The organism is Microterricola pindariensis (genome assembly GCF_002936985.1).
Classification (GTDB): Bacteria; Actinomycetota; Actinomycetes; order Actinomycetales; family Microbacteriaceae; genus Microterricola; species Microterricola pindariensis.
This window is the reverse complement of sequence record NZ_MPZN01000032.1, coordinates 1-20,277: the sequence shown is the minus strand read 5'-3', so window position 1 is coordinate 20,277 and position 20,277 is coordinate 1. Positions and strand designations below refer to the sequence as shown.

Here is a 20,277-nt window from a genome sequence, read left to right as displayed (position 1 = left end):
CTAGCTGAGGGGGCGGTGGGGCGGGGTGTCGACCTGCGCGAGGAGCTCGGCCCAGAGGCGCTCGTCCCAGAGTGAAGCGGCACCCCGGCAGGCGGCGGCCGCGCTGCGGCCGAGGAGCAGGTCGACCCCGCGGGTGCGAGGGAGCAGCTCTGCCCGGGCGGCACGCTCGAAGCCGTCCCACCAGAGAGCGCCGATGTCGGGAACGCCACCGGAGAGGATGACGTTGTGGGGGTCGAGGGTGTTGACGAGCCCGCCGACGAGCTCGCCGACGGTGCGCGCCGAGCGCTCGACGGCGTCGCGCGCGCGCTGCTCGCCGGCGCTGGCCCGCGCGACGATCGCGGGGCCGTCCAGCGCCTCGCCGCCGGCCGCGACGTAGTTCGCCGTGATGCCGGTTCCGGAGCCGCTGCCCTCCGCATGGCCGAGCGCGCCGCAGGAGCAACGGATGCCGGCGGCGGCCGGGGTCGGCACGTGTCCGATGTGCCCGCCGACGGAGTGCGCGCCGAGCAGCGGGACGCCGCCGACCAAGAAGCTGCCGCCGATGCCCGTGCCGACGGCGACGAGCAGCGTCGAGTGCGCAGAGGGGATGTCCAGCGCGCGCTGCTCGCCGAGGGCGTGGGCGTGGACGTCGTTGATGACGCGGACCGGGCGCCCGGTGGCCGCGGTGACCCGCTCCGCGAGCGCGGTCCCGCGCCAGCCGGGAATCGCCTCGGTCGCGTCCAGGATGGCGCCCGTGGCGATGTCGACGACTCCGGCCGATCCGATGCCGATCGCGTCGACGTCCGCCGCGGCGTGATCGGCCCGAATGGTCGCGCGCAGCGACTGGGCGAGCCCGACGACGGCGGTGACGATCGCGTCGGCGCCGGCCGGCGTGGGTGTGCGGGCCTCGGCGAGCACCTCGCCGGCCCCCGAGAGCAGGGCGCCGGCGATCTTGGTGCCGCCCAGGTCGATGCCGATGAGGAACGGGCGCCGCGCTGACAGCAGCGCGGCGCCCGTTCCGAGGGGGGAGTTAGACATTCGCAGGGGTGCCCGCGGTGATGTCGGTGACTGCCGCCTTGCGGCCCTCGCGCTGCGAGAGCATCATGGCGTCGGCGGTGGCCAGCGAGGCCAGGGCCGCGCTGCCGTCGGTGAGCGAACGGAACTCCTCGCGCACCTCCCCGCCCAGCATCAGCGCGTGGAAGTAGTCCGTCTCCTCCTCGAGGATCCCCGCCATCCACAGCGGGACGTCGGCGTCGGGCGTGCCGAACAGCGCGCTTGCGTCGCGCTCACCGCGGTTGTAGAAGGCGGCGCGGCTCTCCTCCTCCTCCGGCGTGCGGTGCAGCGGGAAGCGCTCGACGCGGTCGGGGGTGCGCAGCTCGCAGCCGTCGCCCTGCATGCCCAGCCGGATCGCGCCGAGCGTGCCCTCGATGAGCACGTAGTGCTCGGTCCAGCGGAACGCCGAGCCGTATTCGATCGCGGCGAAGCGCGTGCCGTCGTACTCGAGGAGCGCGGCCAGCACGTCGTCCTCGCTGCCCTCGCCGACGCCGCGGTGGGCGACGTTGCCGCCGACCATCGTGACGGTGCTGGCCTCGCCGAGGAGCGAGAGCACGAGGTCGAGCTCGTGGATGTGGTGGTACAGGTGGCCGCCGGAGAGCGCCTGCTGCTTCTTCCAGCTGGAGCCGTCCCGCTGGCCCTCCCAGGTGTTGCGCACCGCGCGGCAGAACACGATGTCGCCGATGGCGCCCTCCGCGATGAGCTCCTTCGCGCGGCGCACCCCGCTCATGAAGTGCGTGACGTGGCCGACCATGAAGAGGGAGCCGGATGCCCGTGCCGCCTCGACCATGTTGACGGTGTGCTCGTAGGAGAGCGCGACCGGCTTCTCGCAGAACACGGCCTTGCCCAGGCGCGCCGCCTCGACGACCTGCTCGTGGTGTGCCCAGTTCGGCGAGGCGACGATGACGGCGTCGACGTCGTCGGCAGCGCAGAGCTCCTTCCAGTCGGCGTAGACCGTCGCACCGAACTCGGCGGCGAAGGCGTCACCGGTGAGCGGGTCGAAGATGGCGGTGATCGTGGCGTCGTCGTGGCGGTTCAGCGCCCGCACGAGCGCCTTGCCAAGGTATCCAGCGCCGATGAGGCCGTATCGAATGGTGGACATCACTGTTCCTATTCTGCGAGGAGGCCGGTGGAGACGAGGATGCCGCGGATGCGCGCGGTCTCCTCGGCGTTGAGGGAGAGCATGGGCTCGCTCATGCGGTTGTTGTCGATGACGCCGAGCAGCGCCAGCGCGGTCTTGAACGCGCCGAGGCCGGCCGCCCCGCCGGACACGCGCCCGGGGGTCGGTGCGAAGACGATCTCGAACAGGCGAGCCAGGCGGTCCTGCTCGGCCTTGACCGACGCCCAGTCCCCGGCGCGGGCCGCCTCGTGCATGCGCACGTAGCCGGCCGGGTCGACGTTCGCGAGGCCGGGGACGGCGCCGTGCGCGCCGCCGAGCAGGGCCCCGTCGACGACAACCTCATGCCCGGTGAACACGCGGAAGTCCTCCAGGTGGGCGGTGGCGAGCAGGAGCTGGCGGAAGGAGACGTCGTCGCCGGAGGAGTCCTTGACGCCGGCGATGACGCCGTCCTCCGCCAGAGCCGCCAGGAAGGCGGGGGAGAGCTTGCGGTGCGTGCGCACCGGTACGTCGTAGGCGTAGAGGGGGAGCGCGAGGGCTTCCTTCACGGCACGGAAGTGGCTGGCCACCTCGTTGTCGTCGGAGATTGCGTAGTACGGGGTCGTCACGACGAAGCCCTCGATGCCGCGATCGAGGAGCCGGCGGCCCTCGTCGATGACGCGGTTCGTCGTCTGCTCGTTGACGCCGGCCAGCACGGGCACGCGGCCGCGCACGGCGGCCACCGTCGCGTCGGCGACAACATCGCGCTCGGCGTTGGTGAGGTAGGGAACCTCGCTGGAGGAGCCCAGGATGAATAGGCCGCTGACGCCGCCGTCGATGAGGTGGTCGACGACCCGCGCCAGCGAGGCAGTGTCGATGTTCCCCGCGGCGTCGCGGGGGGTGATGACGGGCGGGACGATTCCACTGAGCGCCGTCGTTGGCGCGTTGTCGGTGGTCGTTTCGGTGGTGCTGAGAGGGGTGCTCACGGTGCTCCTGGTCTGTCCGCGCCCTGACCACAACGTAGTGATAGGACGTGGGATGTCTGGTCGTAGATTTCAGAGTATGGCAAACGGCCGAGTCGCGAGTCAAGGGTCGGCTTCGTTATTTTTCGTTACCGAGATCGATGTTGACCACCGCAGGGATTTTCACTACGGTAGGCATCCTACGAAGACGTGGGACGTCCTATGTGGGCTCTCTTGGGTACTTCGCGATCGAAAGGAACGAGCAGTTGGACAATAACAATTGGGCGGGCAAAGATGCTCGCCGGTTCAAGCGCATCGCCATGGCGACCGTCGCCGTCGGATCCGTTGCGCTGATGACCGCGTGCAGCGGCCCACAGTCCAGCACCAGCGTTGGCGTTGAGGAAGCCGCAGGGCACATCGAAGTCGCCATCGGATACAACAACAACAGCTCCTGGGACCCGCTGAACACCGGATCCGCGTTCGCCATGTCGGCGCAGAACCACATTTACGAGGGCCTCTGGGATTCGTCCCCCGTCGACCGCACGCCGTTCGCCGCACTCGCGAGCGCCCTGCCGGAGGACACCTCCGCGCTCGAGTGGACCGTCGACCTCCGCGAGGGTGCGGCCTTCAGCGACGGCGAGCCCGTCACAGCAGACGACGTCGTCTTCTCCGTCAACCGCGTCCTGAACCCCGACAAGCCCGTCATCACGAGTGCCTTCTTCAACAGCTGGCTCGACTCCGCGGAGAAGATCGACGAGGACAGCGTCAAGCTGACGCTCAAGTACGGCTTCCCCTACGCACTCGACCGCTTCTCCATCCTCAAGATCATGCCCGCGCACGTCTTCGAGGGCCAGGCCGATGAGTTCTACGCCGACCCGGCCAACGCCGTCGGCTCCGGCCCGTTCCAGATCTCCGGCACCGAGCCGACCTCCTTCACCGCGTTCGAGACGAACGAGAGCTACAACGGCCCGCTGGCGCCGAAGGTGAGCTCGATGCAGTGGAACGTCTCCGTCGACGCCGCCGCGCGCACCAGCCTGCTCACCTCGGGTGTTTCCGGTGTGCCGATCTCCGACAACATCCCGCAGGACGCCATCGACACGCTGAAGGGTGCCGGCCTCACGGTTGAGGCCGCGGACAGCATGAACATGCTGGGCCTCGCCTTCAACACCGCCAAGGCCCCCTTCGACAACAAGGAGGTCCGCCAGGCGCTGCGCATGGCCATCGACGCGCAGAAGCTGATCGACGTCTCGATCGCCGGCCAGGGCACCCCGGCCTCCAGCTTCCTGCAGGAGTCCAGCCCGTACTACACCAAGGCGGCCACGCAGTTCTCCTACAACCCGGAGAAGGCGAAGAAGATGCTCGCCGATGCCGGCGTCACCGACCTCAAGCTGACGCTCCTCTCCACCAACATCTCGTGGACTGCCGCCGCGGTCAACGCGATCAAGCAGGACTGGGACGCCGTCGGCGTCGACACGACGCTCGACGTCGTCGAGACCGCCACCTTCAACTCGCGGGTTGCCGCGGGCGACGCCGCCGACGTGCTGACCTTCTCGGGCAACCCGAACCAGTTCGGCACCGACGCAGACCTGAACGTCCGGTGGTTCTACTCCACCACCAACACCTTCATGCTGTGGAACAAGTGGGCAGAGACTCCCGAGTACGGCGCGCTCAACGAGCTCCTCACGGATGCGGAGCAGGCCGACTCGGCCGAGGTCACCGATGCGAAGATGAACGACGCGCTCGACGTCATCGCCGAGGAGGCCGTGATCTACCCGGTCATGCACATGAAGCTGTTCACCGCATGGGACCCGAAGAAGGTTGAGGGCCTGAAGGCGCTGAACATCCCCGGCGTCTACATGATGGACGCGAAGCTCGTCGACTAATCCCCACCCCCTCAGCGGGGCGCCGGCCCACCCGGCGCCCCGCACCCCCTCATACCAACGAAGGTAGGAATCTGTGACCGTCGTGCTCAGAATGATCGGCCGACGACTGCTCGGGCTCATCCCACTCATGCTGGGAATCGTCCTGTTCGTCTTCACCATCATGCAGTTCTCGTCGACCGACCCGGCCGTCGCCGTGTTTGCCGACGCCCCCGTGAGCCCCGAACAGCTCGAACAGTTCCGTGAGGAGCACGGGCTCAACGACCCCTTCTTCGTGCGCTACATCGGCTTCCTCGGCCTGCTCGTCACCGGCAACCTGGGGAAGAGCCTGGCGACCGGCCAGGAGGTGACCGGCCTCATCGCCACGGCGCTGCCGCTGACCCTGCAGCTGACGTTCCTCGGCCTCATCATCGCCGCCGTCATCGCATTCGCGCTCGGAACGCTCTCCGCGGTGTACCGCGACCGCTGGCCGGACCACGTGATCCGCATCACCACCCTCGGCGGCGTCGCGGCCCCGTCCTTCTGGGTGGCGCTCCTGCTCGTGCAGTGGCTGTCGATCAACCTCTCCATCTTTCCGTCGAGCCGCTACGTCAACCCCAACGACTCCGTCGTCGGCTGGATCATGACCATGACGCTCCCGGCGCTCGCCCTCGCACTCCCGCTCGCCGCCCAGCTGACCCGCATCGTGCGCACCTCCATGGTCGAGGAGCTGGACCGCGACTACGTCCGCACCGCCCGCGGCGGCGGCCTGCACCCGTTCGTCGTGGTCGGCCGCAACGTGATGCGCAACGCGCTGATCAACCCGCTCAACGTCCTCGGGCTCCGCATCGGCTACCTCCTCGGCGGTGCCGTCGTCATCGAGCAGATGTTCAACCTGCCCGGCATGGGCCAGCTCATGATCGAGGCCGTCAAGAACAATGAGCCGGCCGTCGTGCAGGGCGTCGTCCTCACGATCGCCCTCGGATTCGTCGTGGTGAACCTCCTCGTCGACGTCCTCTCCCTCCTCGTCAACCCGCGACTGCGAACGAGCCACTGATGCGCAAGAACCTCGCCCTCCGCCTCTCCCAGCCCGGCCGGATCGGCCGGCTCAGCATCGGCTCGTGGATCGCCATCGCCGTGCTCGCGTTGATCATCCTCGCGGTGATCTTCGCGCCCCTGCTCACCCCCTACGACCCGAACGCGCAGACCGTCGCGCCGGACAAGGGCCCCAGCCCCGAGCACCTGCTCGGGCTGGACAGCCAGGGCCGCGACATCCTCTCGCGCCTGCTCTACGGCGGCCGCTGGTCGCTCGCCATCGGCCTGGGCGCGACCGGAATCGCCCTCGTGGCCGGCGCGGCCATCGGCGCGTTCGCGGCCACCAGCCGGCGTGCCGTCGATGAGTTCGTGATGCGCGTGCTCGACGTGATCATGGCGTTCCCCGGAATCGCCCTGGCCGCCGTGCTCGTCGCGGTGTTCGGACGCGACGTCGTCGTGCTGATCCTCGCGATCGCCTTCCTCTACACGCCTTCCATCGCCCGCATCGTGCGCGCCAACGTGCAGGCGCAGTATGAGGAGGACTACGTCAGCGCGATGCACATCATCGGTGCGCGCCGCGTCTACATCATCGTCAAGCACGTCGCCGTGAACATCGCGGCCCCGATCCTCGTCTTCGCCACGGTGATGGTCGCCGACGCGATCGTGTTCGAGGCGTCGCTGTCCTTCATCGGGGCCGGCGTGCAGCCGCCGAACCCCTCCTGGGGAAGCGTCATCTCCGATGGCAAGAACCTGCTGCTGATCGGCGGCTGGTGGGCGACGCTGTTCCCCGGGCTCATCATCTTCGTGACCGTGCTCTGCCTGAACCTGCTCGCCGAGGGCCTCACCGACGCCATCGCGGCGCCGTCCTCCCGCTCCAGCAAGGCCAGCGCCGCCGCCGCCCAGGTGGAGAGTGCGGAGGTCGAGCGCGGCAGCGCGGCCATCATCACCGACATTCCCGGCCTCCGCGAGGCGGGAGAGCGCATCCGCCGGCGCACGAACAAGGAGTTCACGGGCGAGCCGGTGCTCGCCATCGAGGGCCTGACGATCTCCTTCCCGGATCGCCACAACGGCGTCAACGTCGTCAATGACATCGGCTTCTCCGTGCGTCCCGGCGAGGTGCTCGGCCTGATCGGCGAGTCCGGCTGCGGCAAGTCCCTGACCAGCCTCGCGATCATGGGCTTGGAACCGCGCGGCGCCCAGATCGGCGGCAGCATCCGCTTCGCCGGGCGCGAGCTCAACGGCATGAAGGCGCGCGATCGGCGCGCGCTCATGGGCACGGGCATGTCGATGATCTACCAGGACGCGCTCAGCTCGTTGAACCCGACCATGACCATCAGGCAGCAGATCACGCAGCTCACCAAGCGCGGCGGGCACCGCACGCCGGCCGAGCTGCTCGAACTGGTCAACCTCGACCCAGAGCGCACACTGGGCGCCTACCCGCACGAGCTCTCCGGCGGCCAGCGGCAGCGCGTGCTCATCGCCATGGCGCTCTCCCGCGACCCCAAGCTCATCGTCGCCGACGAGCCGACCACGGCGCTGGACGTCACCGTGCAGGCCCAGGTCATGCAGCTGCTCATGCGGCTGAAGGACGAGCTCGGCTTCGCCCTGATTCTCGTCTCGCACGACCTGGCGCTCGTCTCGGACATCGTCGACCGCGTGGTGGTCATGTACGGCGGCCAGATCGCCGAGTCCGGCAAGATCGCCGACGTCGTCGGAGCGCCGGAGCACCACTACACCCGCGGGCTGCTCTCGGCCGTGCTCTCGCTGGAGGCGGGCGACACGGAGCTCACCCAGATCAAGGGCGTCGTGCCGTCGCCGGCCAACTTCCCGATCGGATGCCGCTTCTCTGACCGCTGCCCGGCCGCCACCGCGCTCTGCCGCACCACCGACCCGCAGCTCTCCGGCGAGAGCGGCACGCACGAGGTCGCCTGCCACTTCCCCGCCCGCACCGTCGAGGGCGCCGCCCGAGAGGAGATCTCCGCATGACCGAGCCTGTTCTCAAACTGAGTGATGTGCACGTCCAGCACCGCATCAACGGCAGCAAGCTGCTGCAGAAGGACACTGTCTACGCGCTGACCGGGGCCGACCTCAGCCTGCACGCGGGGGAGACCGTCGGCGTCGTCGGCGAGTCAGGCTGCGGCAAGTCCACCCTGGCCAAGACGATCGTCGGCCTGCAGAAGCCCACCATGGGCGAGATCAGCTTCCGCGGCCGCTCGCTCTGGTCGATGACGAACGCCGAGCGGCGCACCGAGTTCGGGCGCAACGTCGGCATGATCTTCCAGGACCCGTCGACGGCGCTGAACCGGCGCATGGCGGTGAGCGACATCCTGCGCGACCCCCTCGTCGTGCACAAGGTCGGCGACACCGCCTCGCGGGAGGCGCGCGTGCGGGAGCTGATGGACCTGGTCGGCCTGCCCACCAGCGCGGCCGACGCGCTGCCGACGCAGCTCTCCGGCGGCCAGCGCCAACGCGTCGCCATCGCCAGGGCCCTCGCCCTCGGCCCGGCCGTGCTCGTCGCCGACGAGCCGACGAGTGCGCTCGACGTCTCAGTGCGCGCCCAGATCCTGAACCTCCTGCTCGACCTGAAGAAGGAGTTCAACCTGGCGATGCTCTTCATCTCGCACGACATCCAGACGGTGCGGCGGATGAGCGACCGCATGGTCACGATGTACCTCGGGCGCATCGTCGAGGAGGCCCCGGCCGAGGCGGTGCCCGGTTCTGTCCGGCACCCGTACACGGAGGCGCTGTTGTCGGCGACCCCGAGCCTGATCGAGGACATCGAACCGATCACCCTCGACGGCCCGGTGCCGTCGGCGGTGCGCCCGCCGTCCGGCTGCCCGTTCCGCACCCGCTGCTGGCGGGCGACGGAGGCGTGCGCGGTCGAGATGCCGCCCGCCGTCCGCTTCCTCGAGATCCCGACGCACACGGCGCGCTGCTTCCACCCCCTGGACGTCGGCGAAGCGCTCGTGGGCAGCGGGGCCGCCGTATGAGCGCCCCGATCCGGGTCGCGGTCGTCGGCACGGGCTCGATCGCCCGCGAGCACGTCGCCGCCCTCGCCTCCATCCCCGGGGTGGAGGTCGCCTACGTGTGCGGCTCCGACCTGGCCCGCGCCGCGGCCGTGGCCTCGCTCGCGCCCGGCGCGGAGGCCACGACCGACCTGGCCCGCGTGCTGGCTGACCCGAGCGTCCTCGGGGTCGACGTCTGCAACGCGACCCCGCAGCACGCCGACTCGACGATCAGCGCGGGGCGGGCGGGCAAGCACGTGCACGTCGAGAAGCCCGCCGCGCTGACGATCGCCGACTTCGACGCGATGGTCGCCGCGACAGAGGGCAGCGGCACCAGCCTGATGGTGGGGCAGACCGTGCGCTTCCAGCCCGCGGTCGCCGCCCTCGCCGAGCGCGTCCACGCCGGTGACATCGGCACGCCGCGGCTGGCGCACGTGAGCTGGTACACCGGCTACGTGTGGCCGGGCGGATGGCGCGGCTGGCAGCTCGACCGGGAGAAGTCCGGTGGCCACCCGGTGCACAACGGCACGCACAGCCTCGACGTCGCCGTCTGGCTGATGGGCCGGCGGCCGGTGCGCGTGTTCACGCGCTCCTTCCCGAGCTTCGCCGCCGACATGCCCGTCGACGACTCCTTCCACATGACGGTGCGGTTCGAGGACGGCTCGCTGGCAACGCTGGAGATCTCCTACGCGCTGGCCGAGCCCGGTGACATGTTCCGCCGCATCATGGTCGCCGGAACCGCCGGCAGCATCGAGCACTCCACCGACAGCGAGCCCCGCCTCCGGGCCCCGGGGGTGCGCACCGCCCCGGCATCCGTCGAGGGCGCCATGCGTGTGCAGCTCGCGCACTGGATCGAGCTCATCAGCGGGCGGGCCGAGCCGATCGTCACAACCGATCAGGTGCGGGCTGCTCTGCGCACGGCACTCGCCGCCCAGGAGTCCCTGGACACCGGCAGACCCGTCGACATCGTCTGGGAGGATGACAAATGATCTCCGTCGGGTTCCTGTCGGCCGTGCGCCACGCCGACTCCTACATCGACATCTTCGCGAACGACCCGCGTGTGCGGGTCGTCGGCGTCAGCGAGTACGCCGACGCGGCCGAGTGGAAGCTCGCCGACTCCCGGCGCATCGCCGGGCGTTACGGGGTTCCCTTCCTCAGCCCGGACGAGCTCCTCGCCGACCCGGACTGCGACGTCATCGTGGTGTGCAGCGAGCCCACCCGCCACGCGGAGCTCGCCGTCCTGGCGCTGCAGGCAGGCAAGCACGTGCTCATCGACAAGCCGCTCGCCGTCACCACGGCGGAGGCCGACGCGATCATCGAGGCCGAGCGGGCCTCGCGCGGCACGGCGACGGTCATCAACCGGCTGCACTCGCCCGCGATCCAGAGGCTCCGGCGCTGGGTCGACGAGGGCCACTTCGGGCTGCCGCGCCACATAGACATCGAGTGGTTCGCCTCCGGCGCGTTCTTCTCCACCTCGGTGGAGCGCCCGGAGCTGGTCACCGATGTCGCGCTCTCCGGCGGCGGGGAGATCCTCAACTTCCTGCTGTACCCGATCGACTACCTGAGCCACCTGACCGGACTGCGGGTCGTCGAGGCCTACGCTGAGGCGTCCACGCTGTTCCAGAGCACGCACGCCGAGGCCGGCGTCGAGGACACGGCCGTCGTCTCGCTGCTGCTGGAGCACGGCGTCACCGCCACGATCACGCTGGGCCGCGTCGCATCCGCCCCCGGGCACGGCCCCGTCTCGTCGAGCGTGCGGCTGATCGGCTCGCGCGGGTTCGCCACGGCCGACGACGACCAGCCGGCGGTGAGCATCTTCGGCACCGACGGGGCGCAACGCCGCAGCACCATCGGCGGGGCCAGCTCCGAGGCGATCGTGCGCTCGTTCCTCACGGCCTACATCGACCGCCTCGAACTGGGGGCGGCACCGGAGTACACGGTGCGTCAGGCTCGAGAGACGCTGCGCGTCGTCGAGGCGTGCGCCGAGGCCGCGCGAACCGGCTTGCCCGCTATATTGATTCACAAGCGACCTGAGGAGGGTTAGCCATGGCACAGGACAGTGCCCCCGCGCGGCCGGCGAGCCTAGGAGCTCAGCGCAGGCTGCGGAGCCTGCAGGGCGACATCATGGACCTGATTTTGGACCGCAACCTCGACGTCGGCGACCCCATGCCGACCGAGGCCGAGCTGTGCACGGCGCTCGGCGTCGGCCGCAACACGGTGCGTGAGGCCCTGAAGGTGCTCCAGGCGTTGGGCGTCGTGGAGATCCGTCACGGTTTCGGCACCTTCGTCGCGGCCGCCGGCTTCGAATCGCTGGCCTCGAGCCTCGCCTTCCGCGGCCGGCTCTCGCTCCGACACGGCGGGCACGAGGCGATGGAGCTCGCCGACGTGCGGCAGGCGCTCGAGGCCGGGCTCATCGGGATGGCCATCGACCGGATGACGTCGGAGCACCTCGAAGAGCTCGAGAAGCTCGTCGAGGAGATGGAGGGGCTCGCCGCGGCGGGCACGAACTTCTCCGTCGCCGACCAGGAGTTCCATCGGCAGCTGTACACGCCGCTGCACAACGAGCTGCTGACCAATCTGCTCGACGTCTTCTGGAGCGCCTACGCGCAGATCCACCGCGAGACGGGCTTCGAGGTCGCCAGCCTGCAGGACAACGCCCACCAGCACCGGCTCATCTTCGAGGCTGTCCGCGACAAGGACAAGGAGTTGGCCGCCCGGCGCGTCAGCTCGCACTTCGACGGCATCCGCGACCACCTGAACGCCCTGACCGGCCCGGCCCCCGTCGCGCAGTAGCGGGCGGGGCGCCGCTCCCTAGCGGAGCGGCTGTTCGCTGAAGCTGCCGTCCCAGAGCGCCCGCGCTCCGGACTCGCCGATCTGCACGACGACGACGGTGGAGCCCACCGCCGTGACCAGCGCGGCGGCCACGCAGGCCACCCAGACCAGGCGGCGGAGCAGCCGCGCGTCCGGGGCGGTGCGCGGCGCCAGCAGGCGGAACCAGGCCCACTGCAGCACGGCGACAACGGCCAGCGCGATCACCCAGCCCAGGAGGGTGGTGCCGAGGCTTGCGTGCACGGCGATCAGCGGGGCCTCGCCGACCCGCGCCTGCAGCCACTCCCCGGCGTTCGTCGTGATCGGCACGAGCACCACGAGCGCCAGCGCGAACACGGGCGGCACGACCCCGAGCCAGCGGCGGGCAGCCGGCCAGACGGCGGCAGCGAGCACGGCCAGCGCGGTGACGGGCACGAGCACGACGACCAGGTGCACGATCAGGACGTGAACGGGCAGCCCGTTGAAGACGTAGTCCATTCGGTCGGTCTCAGCCGGCCTTGATCGAGTCGCCGTCGACGGTCACCGGCACCGGCGTGAGCGGGCTGAGGGCCGGGCCGTTCAACACGTCCCCGGTCGCGGCATCGAAGCGCGAGCCGTGGCACGGGCAGTGGAACTCCGTCTTGGCCGGGGCCACGATGCACTGCTGGTGCGAGCAGACGGCGCTGAACGCGACGACGTCCCCGGCGGTCGGCTGGGCGACGAGCAGGGTCGCGCCGGCCACGGTGACGGAGATGCTGTCTCCGACCGCGACGGCGCTGAGCTTGGCGATCTCGGTGCCGCTGGCCGGGGGAGTCGCCGAGGCGGAGCCGCCGGGAGCCGGCGCGCTGGGCTGGCCGGCGTCGCCACCGCCCGTTCCGTTGCCGCCGGCCGGGGCGCAGCCGCTGAGCGCGAGCGCCGCGGCGGCAACTCCCGCCCCGCCGAGGCCCACGAAAGTGCGCCTGGCCATGTCAGTCGAGTCGTTCATGCACTGTCTCCTCGTCGCGGGATGGGTCACGTGAGAAAGACACTAGCGCCTCAGCGCGCTCTGTCCGGGACCCGCACCATGCCCTCTTGGGCGACAGTTGCCAGCAGCACACCGCTGCGCGAGAAGATGCTGCCGCGGGAGAGCCCGCGCCCGCCGCTGGCGCTCGGCGAGTCCTGCACGTAGAGCAGCCAGTCGTCGACGCGGCCGAAGCGGTGCCACCACATGGCATGGTCGAGGCTGGCGATCTTGAGGCCCGGCGTGCCCCAGGCGATGCCGTGCCCGCGCAACACGGGCTCCAGGATCGAGTAGTCGCTGGCGTACGCGAGCGCGGCGCGGTGCAGGTTGGGGTCGTCGGGCAGTCGGCCCATGGCCTTCATCCACACGGCCTGGTGCGCCGTGCGTTCGCCGTCGACGCTCAGGTAGATCGAGGAGGGGATGTGGCGCACGTCGAAGGCGCGCTCGGCCGCCCAGAACCGGGCCACGTCGTTGTCGATGCCCTGCAGCACCTCCGCCGTCGTCGGCAGGCTCTCCGGCTCTGGCACGTCGCTCGGGATCTCGATCTGGTGGTCGAGCCCGGCGTCGACATCCTGGAACGAGGCGATCATCGAGAGGATCGGCACGCCCTCCTGGTAGGCCTGGGTGCGCCGGGTGGAGAACGAGCGCCCGTCATGGATCCTGTCCACCGAGAACGTGATGGGTAGCCGCACGTCGCCGGGGCGGAGGAAGTAGGCGTGCATGGAGTGCGCGACCCGGTCGTCCGGGACGGTGCGCATCGCGGCGGTGATGGACTGCGCCAGCACCTGGCCGCCGAAGATGCGGCCGAGCGGCATCCATTCGGAGGGGCCGGTGAAGATGTCCTCGCTGGTGCGGGCGCCGGTGTCGGTGAGATCGAGTGTGCTGAGAAGGCCTTCGATGAGACTGCTCATGCGTGCTCCTTTGTGGTGCGCCCGGAGTGGGGGTGGCCGCGGCAGGAATAGCTACCGTCTCTTAGGTAGTTTAGACAGGAGATGACTGAGTCCTTTTCCCTCGTCGACCGCTACGCGCTCGGCGACCTGCAAACCTACCTGGCCCGGGCCGGGCGTGTCGAAGACGGCTCCGTCCGGCTGATTGCGTCCGGCGGGGTGCTCGCCGCGTACACGGCGATCTTCTACCCGCGCGGCATCCTCGATGAGAGCCCGACCGTGCTGGGCCTGCGCACCTTCGCCCTCGCCGACGCGCCGACCTTCGACGCCGTCGTGCCGGCGCGCTCCCTGCTCGAGCGGCTGGCGCGCGCGGAGGCGACGATCGGCACCGGCGAGGAAGCCGGGCCCGTTCCGCTCTCGCTTCCGCACCAGGTGAGCACCGTCACCTGGGCGGGCATCTCACCGCCCAAGAGCGGCTGGCACGGCCAGGAGCCCGCGGATGCCGCACTGTTGGAGTCCGTCGCCAAGGCCGGCATCGACGAGGTGGCGGCCGCCGTGCCGAGCGGCGTGGGGGAGCAGATCGTGCAGCGGGTGCGCACCGAGGTGTGGGGCCGCCCGATCGAGGGCCTCGAGCACATCCCGGCCGGGGCGGCCTTCGCCGCCCTCAGCCTCGGCTTCCTGGCCGGCGGCGAGCCGGTGCAGGTCTTCGAGACCGGCCCCTGGACCCGCCTGAGCACGAGCCGCGGTCACGTGCTGGTGCGCCGGAAGCCCTGGACGCTCCGCTCCTAGCCCGCCCTCCCGCTCAGCGGGGCAGCGCCGCGACCACGCGCCCGGCCTGGCGCCCGGTGAACAGGCATCCGCCGAGGAAGGTGCCCTCCAGTGCGCGGTAGCCGTGCATGCCGCCGCCTCCGAAGCCGCTGGCCTCGCCGACGGCGTACAGCCCGCCGATGGGCTCGCCCGCGGCATCCAGCACCTGCCCGTCGAGGTTCGTCTGGATGCCGCCGAGGCTCTTCCTGGTCAGGATGTGCAGCTTGACGGCGATCAGCGGCCCCGCCTTCTGGTCGAGGATCTTGTGCGGGCTGGCCACCCGGATCAGCTTGTCGCCGCGGTAGTTGCGCGCCCCGCGGAGCGCCGTCACCTGCAGGTCCTTGCTGAAGTCATTGTCGATCTCGCGGTCGCGCGCCTCGATCTCCGCGCGCACCCCTGCCGCGTCGATGGGGACGTCGGGGGTGAGCGCCTGCATGCCGGCGAGCAGCTCGTCGAGCGTGTCGGCCACGACGAAGTCGACGCCGTTGCGCTTGAACGCCTCGACCGGGTCGGGCGCGCCGGGCGCGACCCGCTTGGCCAGCAGCTTCACGTCCTTGCCGGTCAGGTCCGGGTTCTGCTCGCTGCCGGAGAGCGCGAACTCCTTCTCGATGATCTTCTGCGTCAGCACGAACCAGCTGTGGTCGTGCCCGGTGGTGCGCAGGTGCTCCAGGGTGCCGAGCGTGTCGAAGCCGGGAAACAGGGGGACGGGCAGGCGCTGGCCGCGCGCGTCGAACCAGAGCGAGGACGGACCGGGCAGGATCCGGATGCCGTGCAACGGCCACACCGGGTCCCAGTTCGTGATGCCCTCGGTGTAGTGCCACATCCGGTCGCCGTTGATCAGGCGGGCGCCCGCTGCCTCGGCGATGCCCAGCATCCGGCCGTCGACGTGGGCGGGAACACCGCTCAGCATGTGCTCCGGAGGGGTGCCGAGCCGGGCCGGCCAGCTCTTCCGCACCAGCTCGTGGTTGCCGCCGATGCCGCCGGAGGCGACGATGACGGCGGGCGCGCGAAACTCAAACTCCCCGACCGCCTCCCGGCTGCTGGTCTCGCCGCGGGCGGCGCTGCTCGGCGCGAGCACGCTGCCGCGCACGCCGGCGACCCGGCCGTCCTCGACGATCAGCTCGTCGACCTGGTGCCGGTGCCTGGCGGTGACGAGCCCCGCCTGCACGCCGTCCCGCACGCGGGCGATGAAGGGCTCGAGGACGCCGGGGCCGGTGCCCCAGGTGATGTGGAACCGGGGCACCGAGTTGCCGTGGCCGGTCGCCGTGCCGCTGCCGCGCTCGGCCCAGCCGACCACGGGGAAGAAGCGCACCCCCTTGGCGTGCAGCCAGTCCCGCTTCTCGTTCGCGGCGAAGTCCAGGTACGCCTCGGCCCAGCGGCGCGGCCAGGCGTCCTCCTCGCGGTCGAAGCCAGCGGTTCCCGCCCAGTCCTGCCGGGCGAGCTCCGCGGTGTCCTTCACGCCCATCCGGCGCTGCTCGGGGGAGTCTATGAGGAAGAGGCCGCCGAAGCTCCACCAGGCCTGCCCGCCGAGGGAAGCCTCCGGCTCCTGCTCGACGATGAGGACCCGTTTGCCGGCCTCCACCAGCTCGGCGGCGGCGACGAGGCCGGACAGGCCCGCCCCGATGATGATGGCGTCGACGGTCTCTGGCATCGCGGTGGCTCCCTCGTCACAGTGTGTGTTCCCACCGTAGTGGCGAGTGCGTCTTCACTCGCGCATCAACATTGCCTGCGCCTCGCGTTCCAGGTCGAGGTAGGGTTCACCGCTGACGTCGACACGCACCCGGTGCAGCGTCCCACCGGTGAAGCGCCAGGGCGCGCTGCCCGGGTAGTCCTCGGTCACCGGGGCGCCGCTGTCGCGGCCCACCGTGAGCCCCTCGCCGGCGATGGAGAACTTGCCGGGCTGGGTCTTGATGCGTCCCGATCCGAGCATCTTGTCTCCGCAGAACAGGCTGAGGATGCCGGTGGCGACGCCGGGGGCGTCCTCCCCGTCCTTGGCGAATGACGCGCCGACGATCAGCTGCTCGCCGACGGGCAGGTCCTCCGTGGCATCCACCCGCTGCTCCACGATCCCGACGAAATTGTTCGCGTAGTGCAGGCGGCCGTCCTTGACGTACAGCGCGTGCCCGCCGAAGCGGGACCCCTGGGCGAACAGCACGCCCTCAGACCCCTGGCTCAGGTCGACGAGCGCGCCGATGGAGAAGGAGCGGTTGCGGAGGTTGACGGACTGCGACTCTGGCACGTCCGCTGTCCCGGGGAAGTAGACGTAGCGCTCCCGTGCCCCCGCGAGCACAGGGCGCGGGGTCAGCATGATCTCGAGCGCCGAGCGGTCGTCGAGCGGGAACGCCTGGTTGGCTCCGGCCTCGGCAAACCACAGCGAGATGAGCTCCTGCAGCTTCGCCGGGTGCTCCTGCGCGAGGTTGTGCGTCTCGGCGCGGTCCACGTCCGTGTGGTAGAGCTCCCACTCGTCGTCACCGAAGTGGCTCCAGCCGCTCAGCGTCGGGTGGGTGGTGATCGCCTTCCACCCGTCGTGCCAGATCGCCCGGGAGCCGAGCATGGAGTAGAACTGGGTGCGCCGCGTCGTCGGCGACTGCGCGGCGTCGAAGGAGTAGCGCATGCTGACCCCATCGATCCGGCTCTGCTCGTGCCCCTTGATGTGGCTCGGGGCCTCGACGCCGAGGACGTCCAGCACCGTCGGGACGATATCGATCGCGTGGTGGTACTGCTCCCGGAGCTCGCCGCGGGCGCTCATGCCGGACGGCCAGGAGATGATGCACGGGTCGCAGATCCCGCCGTTGTACTCGTAGCGCTTCCACATCTTGAACGGGGTGTTGAAGGCCATCGCCCAGCCGTTCGGGTAGTGGTTGTAGGTGCGCACGCCGCCGAGCTCGCCGAGCATGGCGAGGTTGTCGGAGATGTCGTCGACCAGCCCGTTCGCGAACTTCATCTCGTTGACGGAGCCGTTCGGGCCGCCCTCGCCGCTCGCGCCGTTGTCGGAGACGACGATCACGAGCGTGTTCTCCCGCTCGTCGATCGACTCCAGGTAGTCGAGCACCCGCCCGATCTGGTGATCGGCGTGCGAGAGGAACCCGGCGTAGACCTCGGCCATCCGGCTGAACAGGCGCTTCTCGTCCGCGCTCAGGGAGTCCCACGGGCGGGTGTCGTCCATCACGGGGAACGGGATGCCGGTGCCGCTCTGCCGCGTGGTGGAGGTGCCGAGGGGGTTGACCGGGGGGAGCTCGGTGTCCGCCGGCACGATCCCGAGGGACTTCTGGCGGGCCAGCGTCTCGGCGCGCATCGCCTCATACCCGGCGTCGAAGCGGCCGGCGTAGCGGTCGGCCCACTCCTTCGGCGCGTGGTGCGGGGCGTGCGCCGCCCCGGGGGCGTAGTAGAGGAAGAACGGCTTGTCCGGGGCGATCGCCTTGGCGTCCCGGATGAACTCGAGCGCCTTGTCGGTGATGTCCTCGGAGAAGTGGTAGCCGTCCTCGGGGAGCCGCGGCTGGTCCGTCGGGTGGTTGTCGTAGACGATGTCCGGGTACCACTGGTTCGTCTCGGCTCCGAGGAAGCCGTAGAAGCGCTCGAAGCCGCGCCCGCTCGGCCAGTTCCGCCTGGTCGACGCGACATTCATCTCGTCGTCGGGGCAGAGGTGCCATTTGCCCACGATGTAGGTGTTCCAGCCCGCCTCGCCGAGGATCTCGGAGAGCATCCCGTTCGCCGGCGGGATCGTGCCGCTCGCATTCGGGAAGCCGATCGCCGCCTCGGTGATGCACGCCATGCTGTTGTTGGTGTGGTTGCGCCCGGTGAGCAGGCACGACCGGGTCGGCGAGCACAGCGCGGTGGTGTGCCACTGGGTGTAGCGCACCCCGTCGGCGGCGACGCGCTCGATGTTCGGGGTGTCGATCGGGCCGCCATAGGCGGACATCGCCGAGTAGCCGACATCGTCGAGCACGATGTAGACGACATTGGGCGAGCCGGGGGGAGCCTTCACCGGCTCGAACGGGGTCCAGTCGGGCTCTGAGTCCCGGATGTCGATGCCAACGGTTCCACGGAATTGTGCAGCCACGGTGCCACTCCTGCCAGCTCGGGTCGTCCGGCTCGCTCGGCATGTGGGGGCGGTCGAACGGGGTGTGCGCAAAACACATGCCGCCGATCAAGCTACGCCGTGGCGTACGACACCGCAATGGGGGACAACGGCACCCCAGCGGAGGTCACTCCTCGAAGGTGTTCACCAGTGAATGCGCCGCCCGCTGCAGATAGTCCCACAGGGTGGCCTCGTGCAGGGGGGAGAGCTCGAGCGTGTCGAGCGCGGCGCGCATGTGCCCGAGCCAGCGGTCGCGCGCGTCGGGGTTCACCTTGAACGCCACATGGCGCATGCGCAGGCGCGGGTGGCCGCGCCGCTCGCTGTACGTGCCCGGCCCGCCCCAGTACTGCTCGAGGAACTGGGTGAGGCGCTCGGCGGCCGGCCCGAGGTCGTCCTCCGGGTACATCGGCTTCATCACCGGGTCGTCGGCGACGCCGCGGTAGAACTCGGTGACGAGCCTCTCGAAGGTGGCCCGGCCGCCGACCTGCTCGTAGAAGCTGACGAGGGCGGCCTCGCCGTGCTCGCTGCTGCGCAGGTGCACGGGGCTGGCGGGGAGGTTCTGTTGCTCGGTCATTCAGGCGTCCGGTTTCGTGCTGCTGGGCTTGCCGGGCTTGCTCGGCGGGGTGGTGGGCGGGGTGCTGGGGGGAGTGGCGGGCTGCGCGGGCGCGTTCTTGCGCGGCCGCGGTGCCCGGGGCGCGTGCGGGGCCAGGTTCTCGACGATCTTCACCGGGCGGGTGCGCGGCGGGTGGGCGCCCTTCACGCTGGCGGCGCTGTCGAAGCCGCTGAGCACGATCGAGTTGAGCGCGGGGAGCTTGATGTCCGCGGCATCCAGGGCCGCCTTCAACCGGCTGCGCAGCTCGCGGGAGACGTCGTCCTTGGCCACGGTGCGCGTCTTGGCCACCAGGCGGATGACGAGGGCGTCGTCCGAGATCGACTCCAGCCCCCACACCTCGGGCTTCTCCAGCATCCGGGAACGCCAGCGGGTGCTCGTGGCCATCTCGGTCGCTGTGTTGAGCAGCAGCGCCTCAACGGCCTCGATGTCGGTGTCGTAGGGCACGGCGAGGTCGATGATGACGCGCGCCCAGCCCTGTGACATGTTGCCGACGCGCAGGATCTCGCCGTTACGCACGAACCAGAGGGTGCCGTTGACGTCGCGGATCTGTGTGATCCGGATGCCGACGGCCTCGACGACACCGGTCGTCGGGCCCACGTCGACGACGTCGCCGACGCCGAGCTGGTCCTCCATCACCATGAACAGGCCGTTCAGGGCGTCCTTGACGATGTTCTGCGCGCCGAAACCGAGGCCGGCACCGACGGCGGCGGTGAGCAGGGCGAAGGAGCCGAGCACCGTCTGGTCGATCTGGTTGATGATCAGCAGCACCGTGACCGTGAAGATGGTGACGTTGATGATGTTCGTGAGCACAGAGCCCAGGGTGCGGGTGCGCTGCACGAGCCGGACGGCGGCCAGCGGGGAGGCGGCGGCGATCGCCTGGGTGTCGTCGACGTTCTGGGTCTTCTTGACGCCGGAGACGATCTGGCGCACGACGCGCTGCACGACGAAGTGCAGCGCCCAGCGGATGACGAAGGCGAGGACGATGATGATCGCGATGTTGACCAGCGTGCCGAGGAACGTCCGCGGATCGTTCGCCAAAAAGTCGTTGATTCCCTTAAAGAATCCGCCGACGGCCGCCCAGAACTCATTCATAGGATC

The 20,277-nt window shown here is 70.1% G+C and carries 18 protein-coding genes; 8 read left to right on the top strand and 10 right to left on the bottom strand.

Translation table 11 applies throughout. The features are described from left to right. From GY24_RS10520 to GY24_RS10510, 3 genes are read right to left on the bottom strand one after another with little or no spacing between them, the layout of a single operon-like run. Entirely contained in the window at positions 1-1,014 is a 1,014-nt protein-coding gene (locus GY24_RS10520; protein ID WP_104475590.1) for an ROK family protein, read from the bottom strand. Beyond that, the gene (locus GY24_RS10515) at positions 1,007-2,131 is read right to left on the bottom strand and encodes a Gfo/Idh/MocA family protein (RefSeq protein WP_104475589.1); all 1,125 of its coding nucleotides are present in this window, start codon (positions 2,129-2,131) and stop codon (positions 1,007-1,009) included. Before GY24_RS10515 ends, GY24_RS10520 begins: the two co-directional genes overlap by 8 nt. 8 nt (positions 2,132-2,139) lie before the next feature. Next, positions 2,140-3,111, bottom strand: a complete 972-nt coding sequence (locus GY24_RS10510) for a dihydrodipicolinate synthase family protein (protein WP_104475588.1) — start codon at positions 3,109-3,111, stop codon at positions 2,140-2,142. 242 nt (positions 3,112-3,353) lie between these two features. Here GY24_RS10510 and GY24_RS10505 point away from each other — a divergent pair, with 242 nt between their 5' ends. The 7 genes from GY24_RS10505 to GY24_RS10475 all read left to right on the top strand — a co-directional run bounded on the left by GY24_RS10505 (position 3,354) and on the right by GY24_RS10475 (position 11,779). Further along, positions 3,354-4,970, top strand: a complete 1,617-nt coding sequence (locus tag GY24_RS10505) for an ABC transporter substrate-binding protein (RefSeq protein WP_161498722.1) — start codon at positions 3,354-3,356, stop codon at positions 4,968-4,970. Positions 4,971-5,043: 73 nt separating this feature from the next. Continuing rightward, entirely contained in the window at positions 5,044-6,003 is a 960-nt protein-coding gene (locus tag GY24_RS10500; protein ID WP_104475586.1) for an ABC transporter permease, read from the top strand. Then, positions 6,003-7,967, top strand: a complete 1,965-nt coding sequence (locus tag GY24_RS10495; RefSeq protein ID WP_104475585.1) for a dipeptide/oligopeptide/nickel ABC transporter permease/ATP-binding protein — start codon at positions 6,003-6,005, stop codon at positions 7,965-7,967. Before GY24_RS10500 ends, GY24_RS10495 begins: the two co-directional genes overlap by 1 nt. Next, entirely contained in the window at positions 7,964-8,971 is a 1,008-nt protein-coding gene (locus tag GY24_RS10490) for an oligopeptide/dipeptide ABC transporter ATP-binding protein (protein WP_104475584.1), read from the top strand. Before GY24_RS10495 ends, GY24_RS10490 begins: the two co-directional genes overlap by 4 nt. Next, positions 8,968-9,975: a Gfo/Idh/MocA family protein gene (locus GY24_RS10485; RefSeq protein WP_104475583.1), complete on the top strand. Its 1,008-nt coding sequence runs from the start codon at positions 8,968-8,970 to the stop codon at positions 9,973-9,975. Before GY24_RS10490 ends, GY24_RS10485 begins: the two co-directional genes overlap by 4 nt. Then, a complete protein-coding gene (locus GY24_RS10480; protein ID WP_104475582.1) occupies positions 9,972-11,030 on the top strand; it encodes a Gfo/Idh/MocA family protein in 1,059 nt (352 codons plus the stop codon). The genes GY24_RS10485 and GY24_RS10480 overlap by 4 nt, the downstream gene beginning before the upstream one ends. Positions 11,031-11,032: 2 nt before the next feature. Beyond that, positions 11,033-11,779 carry a FadR/GntR family transcriptional regulator gene (locus GY24_RS10475; RefSeq protein WP_104475581.1) on the top strand — a complete coding sequence of 249 codons (747 nt, stop codon included), beginning with the start codon at positions 11,033-11,035 and terminating at the stop codon, positions 11,777-11,779. Positions 11,780-11,797: 18 nt separating this feature from the next. Here GY24_RS10475 and GY24_RS10470 read toward each other — a convergent pair whose 3' ends face one another. Genes GY24_RS10470 through GY24_RS10460 form a run of 3 tightly spaced genes read right to left on the bottom strand, consistent with a single transcriptional unit; the run spans position 11,798 to position 13,705 of the window. Continuing rightward, positions 11,798-12,292 carry a hypothetical protein gene (locus GY24_RS10470; RefSeq protein WP_104475580.1) on the bottom strand — a complete coding sequence of 165 codons (495 nt, stop codon included), beginning with the start codon at positions 12,290-12,292 and terminating at the stop codon, positions 11,798-11,800. A 10-nt stretch (positions 12,293-12,302) separates the two neighbouring features. Beyond that, positions 12,303-12,779, bottom strand: a complete 477-nt coding sequence (locus tag GY24_RS10465) for a Rieske (2Fe-2S) protein (RefSeq protein WP_104475579.1) — start codon at positions 12,777-12,779, stop codon at positions 12,303-12,305. 50 nt (positions 12,780-12,829) lie between these two features. Continuing rightward, positions 12,830-13,705: an acyl-CoA thioesterase gene (locus GY24_RS10460; RefSeq protein WP_083363721.1), complete on the bottom strand. Its 876-nt coding sequence runs from the start codon at positions 13,703-13,705 to the stop codon at positions 12,830-12,832. 81 nt (positions 13,706-13,786) lie between these two features. Here GY24_RS10460 and GY24_RS10455 point away from each other — a divergent pair, with 81 nt between their 5' ends. After that, complete coding sequence (locus GY24_RS10455) at positions 13,787-14,470, top strand: hypothetical protein (RefSeq protein ID WP_104475578.1); 684 nt, start codon at positions 13,787-13,789, stop codon at positions 14,468-14,470. Between the two features lie 13 nt (positions 14,471-14,483). Here GY24_RS10455 and GY24_RS10450 read toward each other — a convergent pair whose 3' ends face one another. The 4 genes from GY24_RS10450 to GY24_RS10435 all read right to left on the bottom strand — a co-directional run bounded on the left by GY24_RS10450 (position 14,484) and on the right by GY24_RS10435 (position 20,271). After that, entirely contained in the window at positions 14,484-16,139 is a 1,656-nt protein-coding gene (locus GY24_RS10450; RefSeq protein ID WP_104475577.1) for an FAD-binding dehydrogenase, read from the bottom strand. 54 nt (positions 16,140-16,193) lie between these two features. Then, on the bottom strand, positions 16,194-18,548 hold the full coding sequence (locus tag GY24_RS10445) for an arylsulfatase (protein ID WP_104475576.1): 2,355 nt from the start codon (positions 18,546-18,548) through the stop codon (positions 16,194-16,196). Between the two features lie 145 nt (positions 18,549-18,693). Next, the gene (locus GY24_RS10440; RefSeq protein ID WP_104475575.1) at positions 18,694-19,140 is read right to left on the bottom strand and encodes a globin; all 447 of its coding nucleotides are present in this window, start codon (positions 19,138-19,140) and stop codon (positions 18,694-18,696) included. Further along, complete coding sequence (locus GY24_RS10435; RefSeq protein WP_104475574.1) at positions 19,141-20,271, bottom strand: mechanosensitive ion channel family protein; 1,131 nt, start codon at positions 20,269-20,271, stop codon at positions 19,141-19,143. It abuts the gene before it with no gap. Positions 20,272-20,277 lie beyond the last annotated feature (6 nt).

What these genes read in the sequence shown, in the direction of transcription:
- GY24_RS10520 (WP_104475590.1), bottom strand. Translation starts at nt 1,014, where the DNA reads ATGTCTAACTCCCCCCTCGGAACGGGCGCCGCGCTGCTGTCAGCGCGG.
- GY24_RS10515 (WP_104475589.1), bottom strand. Translation starts at nt 2,131, where the DNA reads ATGTCCACCATTCGATACGGCCTCATCGGCGCTGGATACCTTGGCAAG.
- GY24_RS10495 (WP_104475585.1), top strand. Translation starts at nt 6,003, where the DNA reads ATGCGCAAGAACCTCGCCCTCCGCCTCTCCCAGCCCGGCCGGATCGGC.
- GY24_RS10490 (WP_104475584.1), top strand. Translation starts at nt 7,964, where the DNA reads ATGACCGAGCCTGTTCTCAAACTGAGTGATGTGCACGTCCAGCACCGC.
- GY24_RS10485 (WP_104475583.1), top strand. Translation starts at nt 8,968, where the DNA reads ATGAGCGCCCCGATCCGGGTCGCGGTCGTCGGCACGGGCTCGATCGCC.
- GY24_RS10480 (WP_104475582.1), top strand. Translation starts at nt 9,972, where the DNA reads ATGATCTCCGTCGGGTTCCTGTCGGCCGTGCGCCACGCCGACTCCTAC.
- GY24_RS10475 (WP_104475581.1), top strand. Translation starts at nt 11,033, where the DNA reads ATGGCACAGGACAGTGCCCCCGCGCGGCCGGCGAGCCTAGGAGCTCAG.
- GY24_RS10470 (WP_104475580.1), bottom strand. Translation starts at nt 12,292, where the DNA reads ATGGACTACGTCTTCAACGGGCTGCCCGTTCACGTCCTGATCGTGCAC.
- GY24_RS10465 (WP_104475579.1), bottom strand. Translation starts at nt 12,779, where the DNA reads ATGAACGACTCGACTGACATGGCCAGGCGCACTTTCGTGGGCCTCGGC.
- GY24_RS10460 (WP_083363721.1), bottom strand. Translation starts at nt 13,705, where the DNA reads ATGAGCAGTCTCATCGAAGGCCTTCTCAGCACACTCGATCTCACCGAC.
- GY24_RS10455 (WP_104475578.1), top strand. Translation starts at nt 13,787, where the DNA reads ATGACTGAGTCCTTTTCCCTCGTCGACCGCTACGCGCTCGGCGACCTG.
- GY24_RS10450 (WP_104475577.1), bottom strand. Translation starts at nt 16,139, where the DNA reads ATGCCAGAGACCGTCGACGCCATCATCATCGGGGCGGGCCTGTCCGGC.
- GY24_RS10440 (WP_104475575.1), bottom strand. Translation starts at nt 19,140, where the DNA reads ATGACCGAGCAACAGAACCTCCCCGCCAGCCCCGTGCACCTGCGCAGC.
- GY24_RS10435 (WP_104475574.1), bottom strand. Translation starts at nt 20,271, where the DNA reads ATGAATGAGTTCTGGGCGGCCGTCGGCGGATTCTTTAAGGGAATCAAC.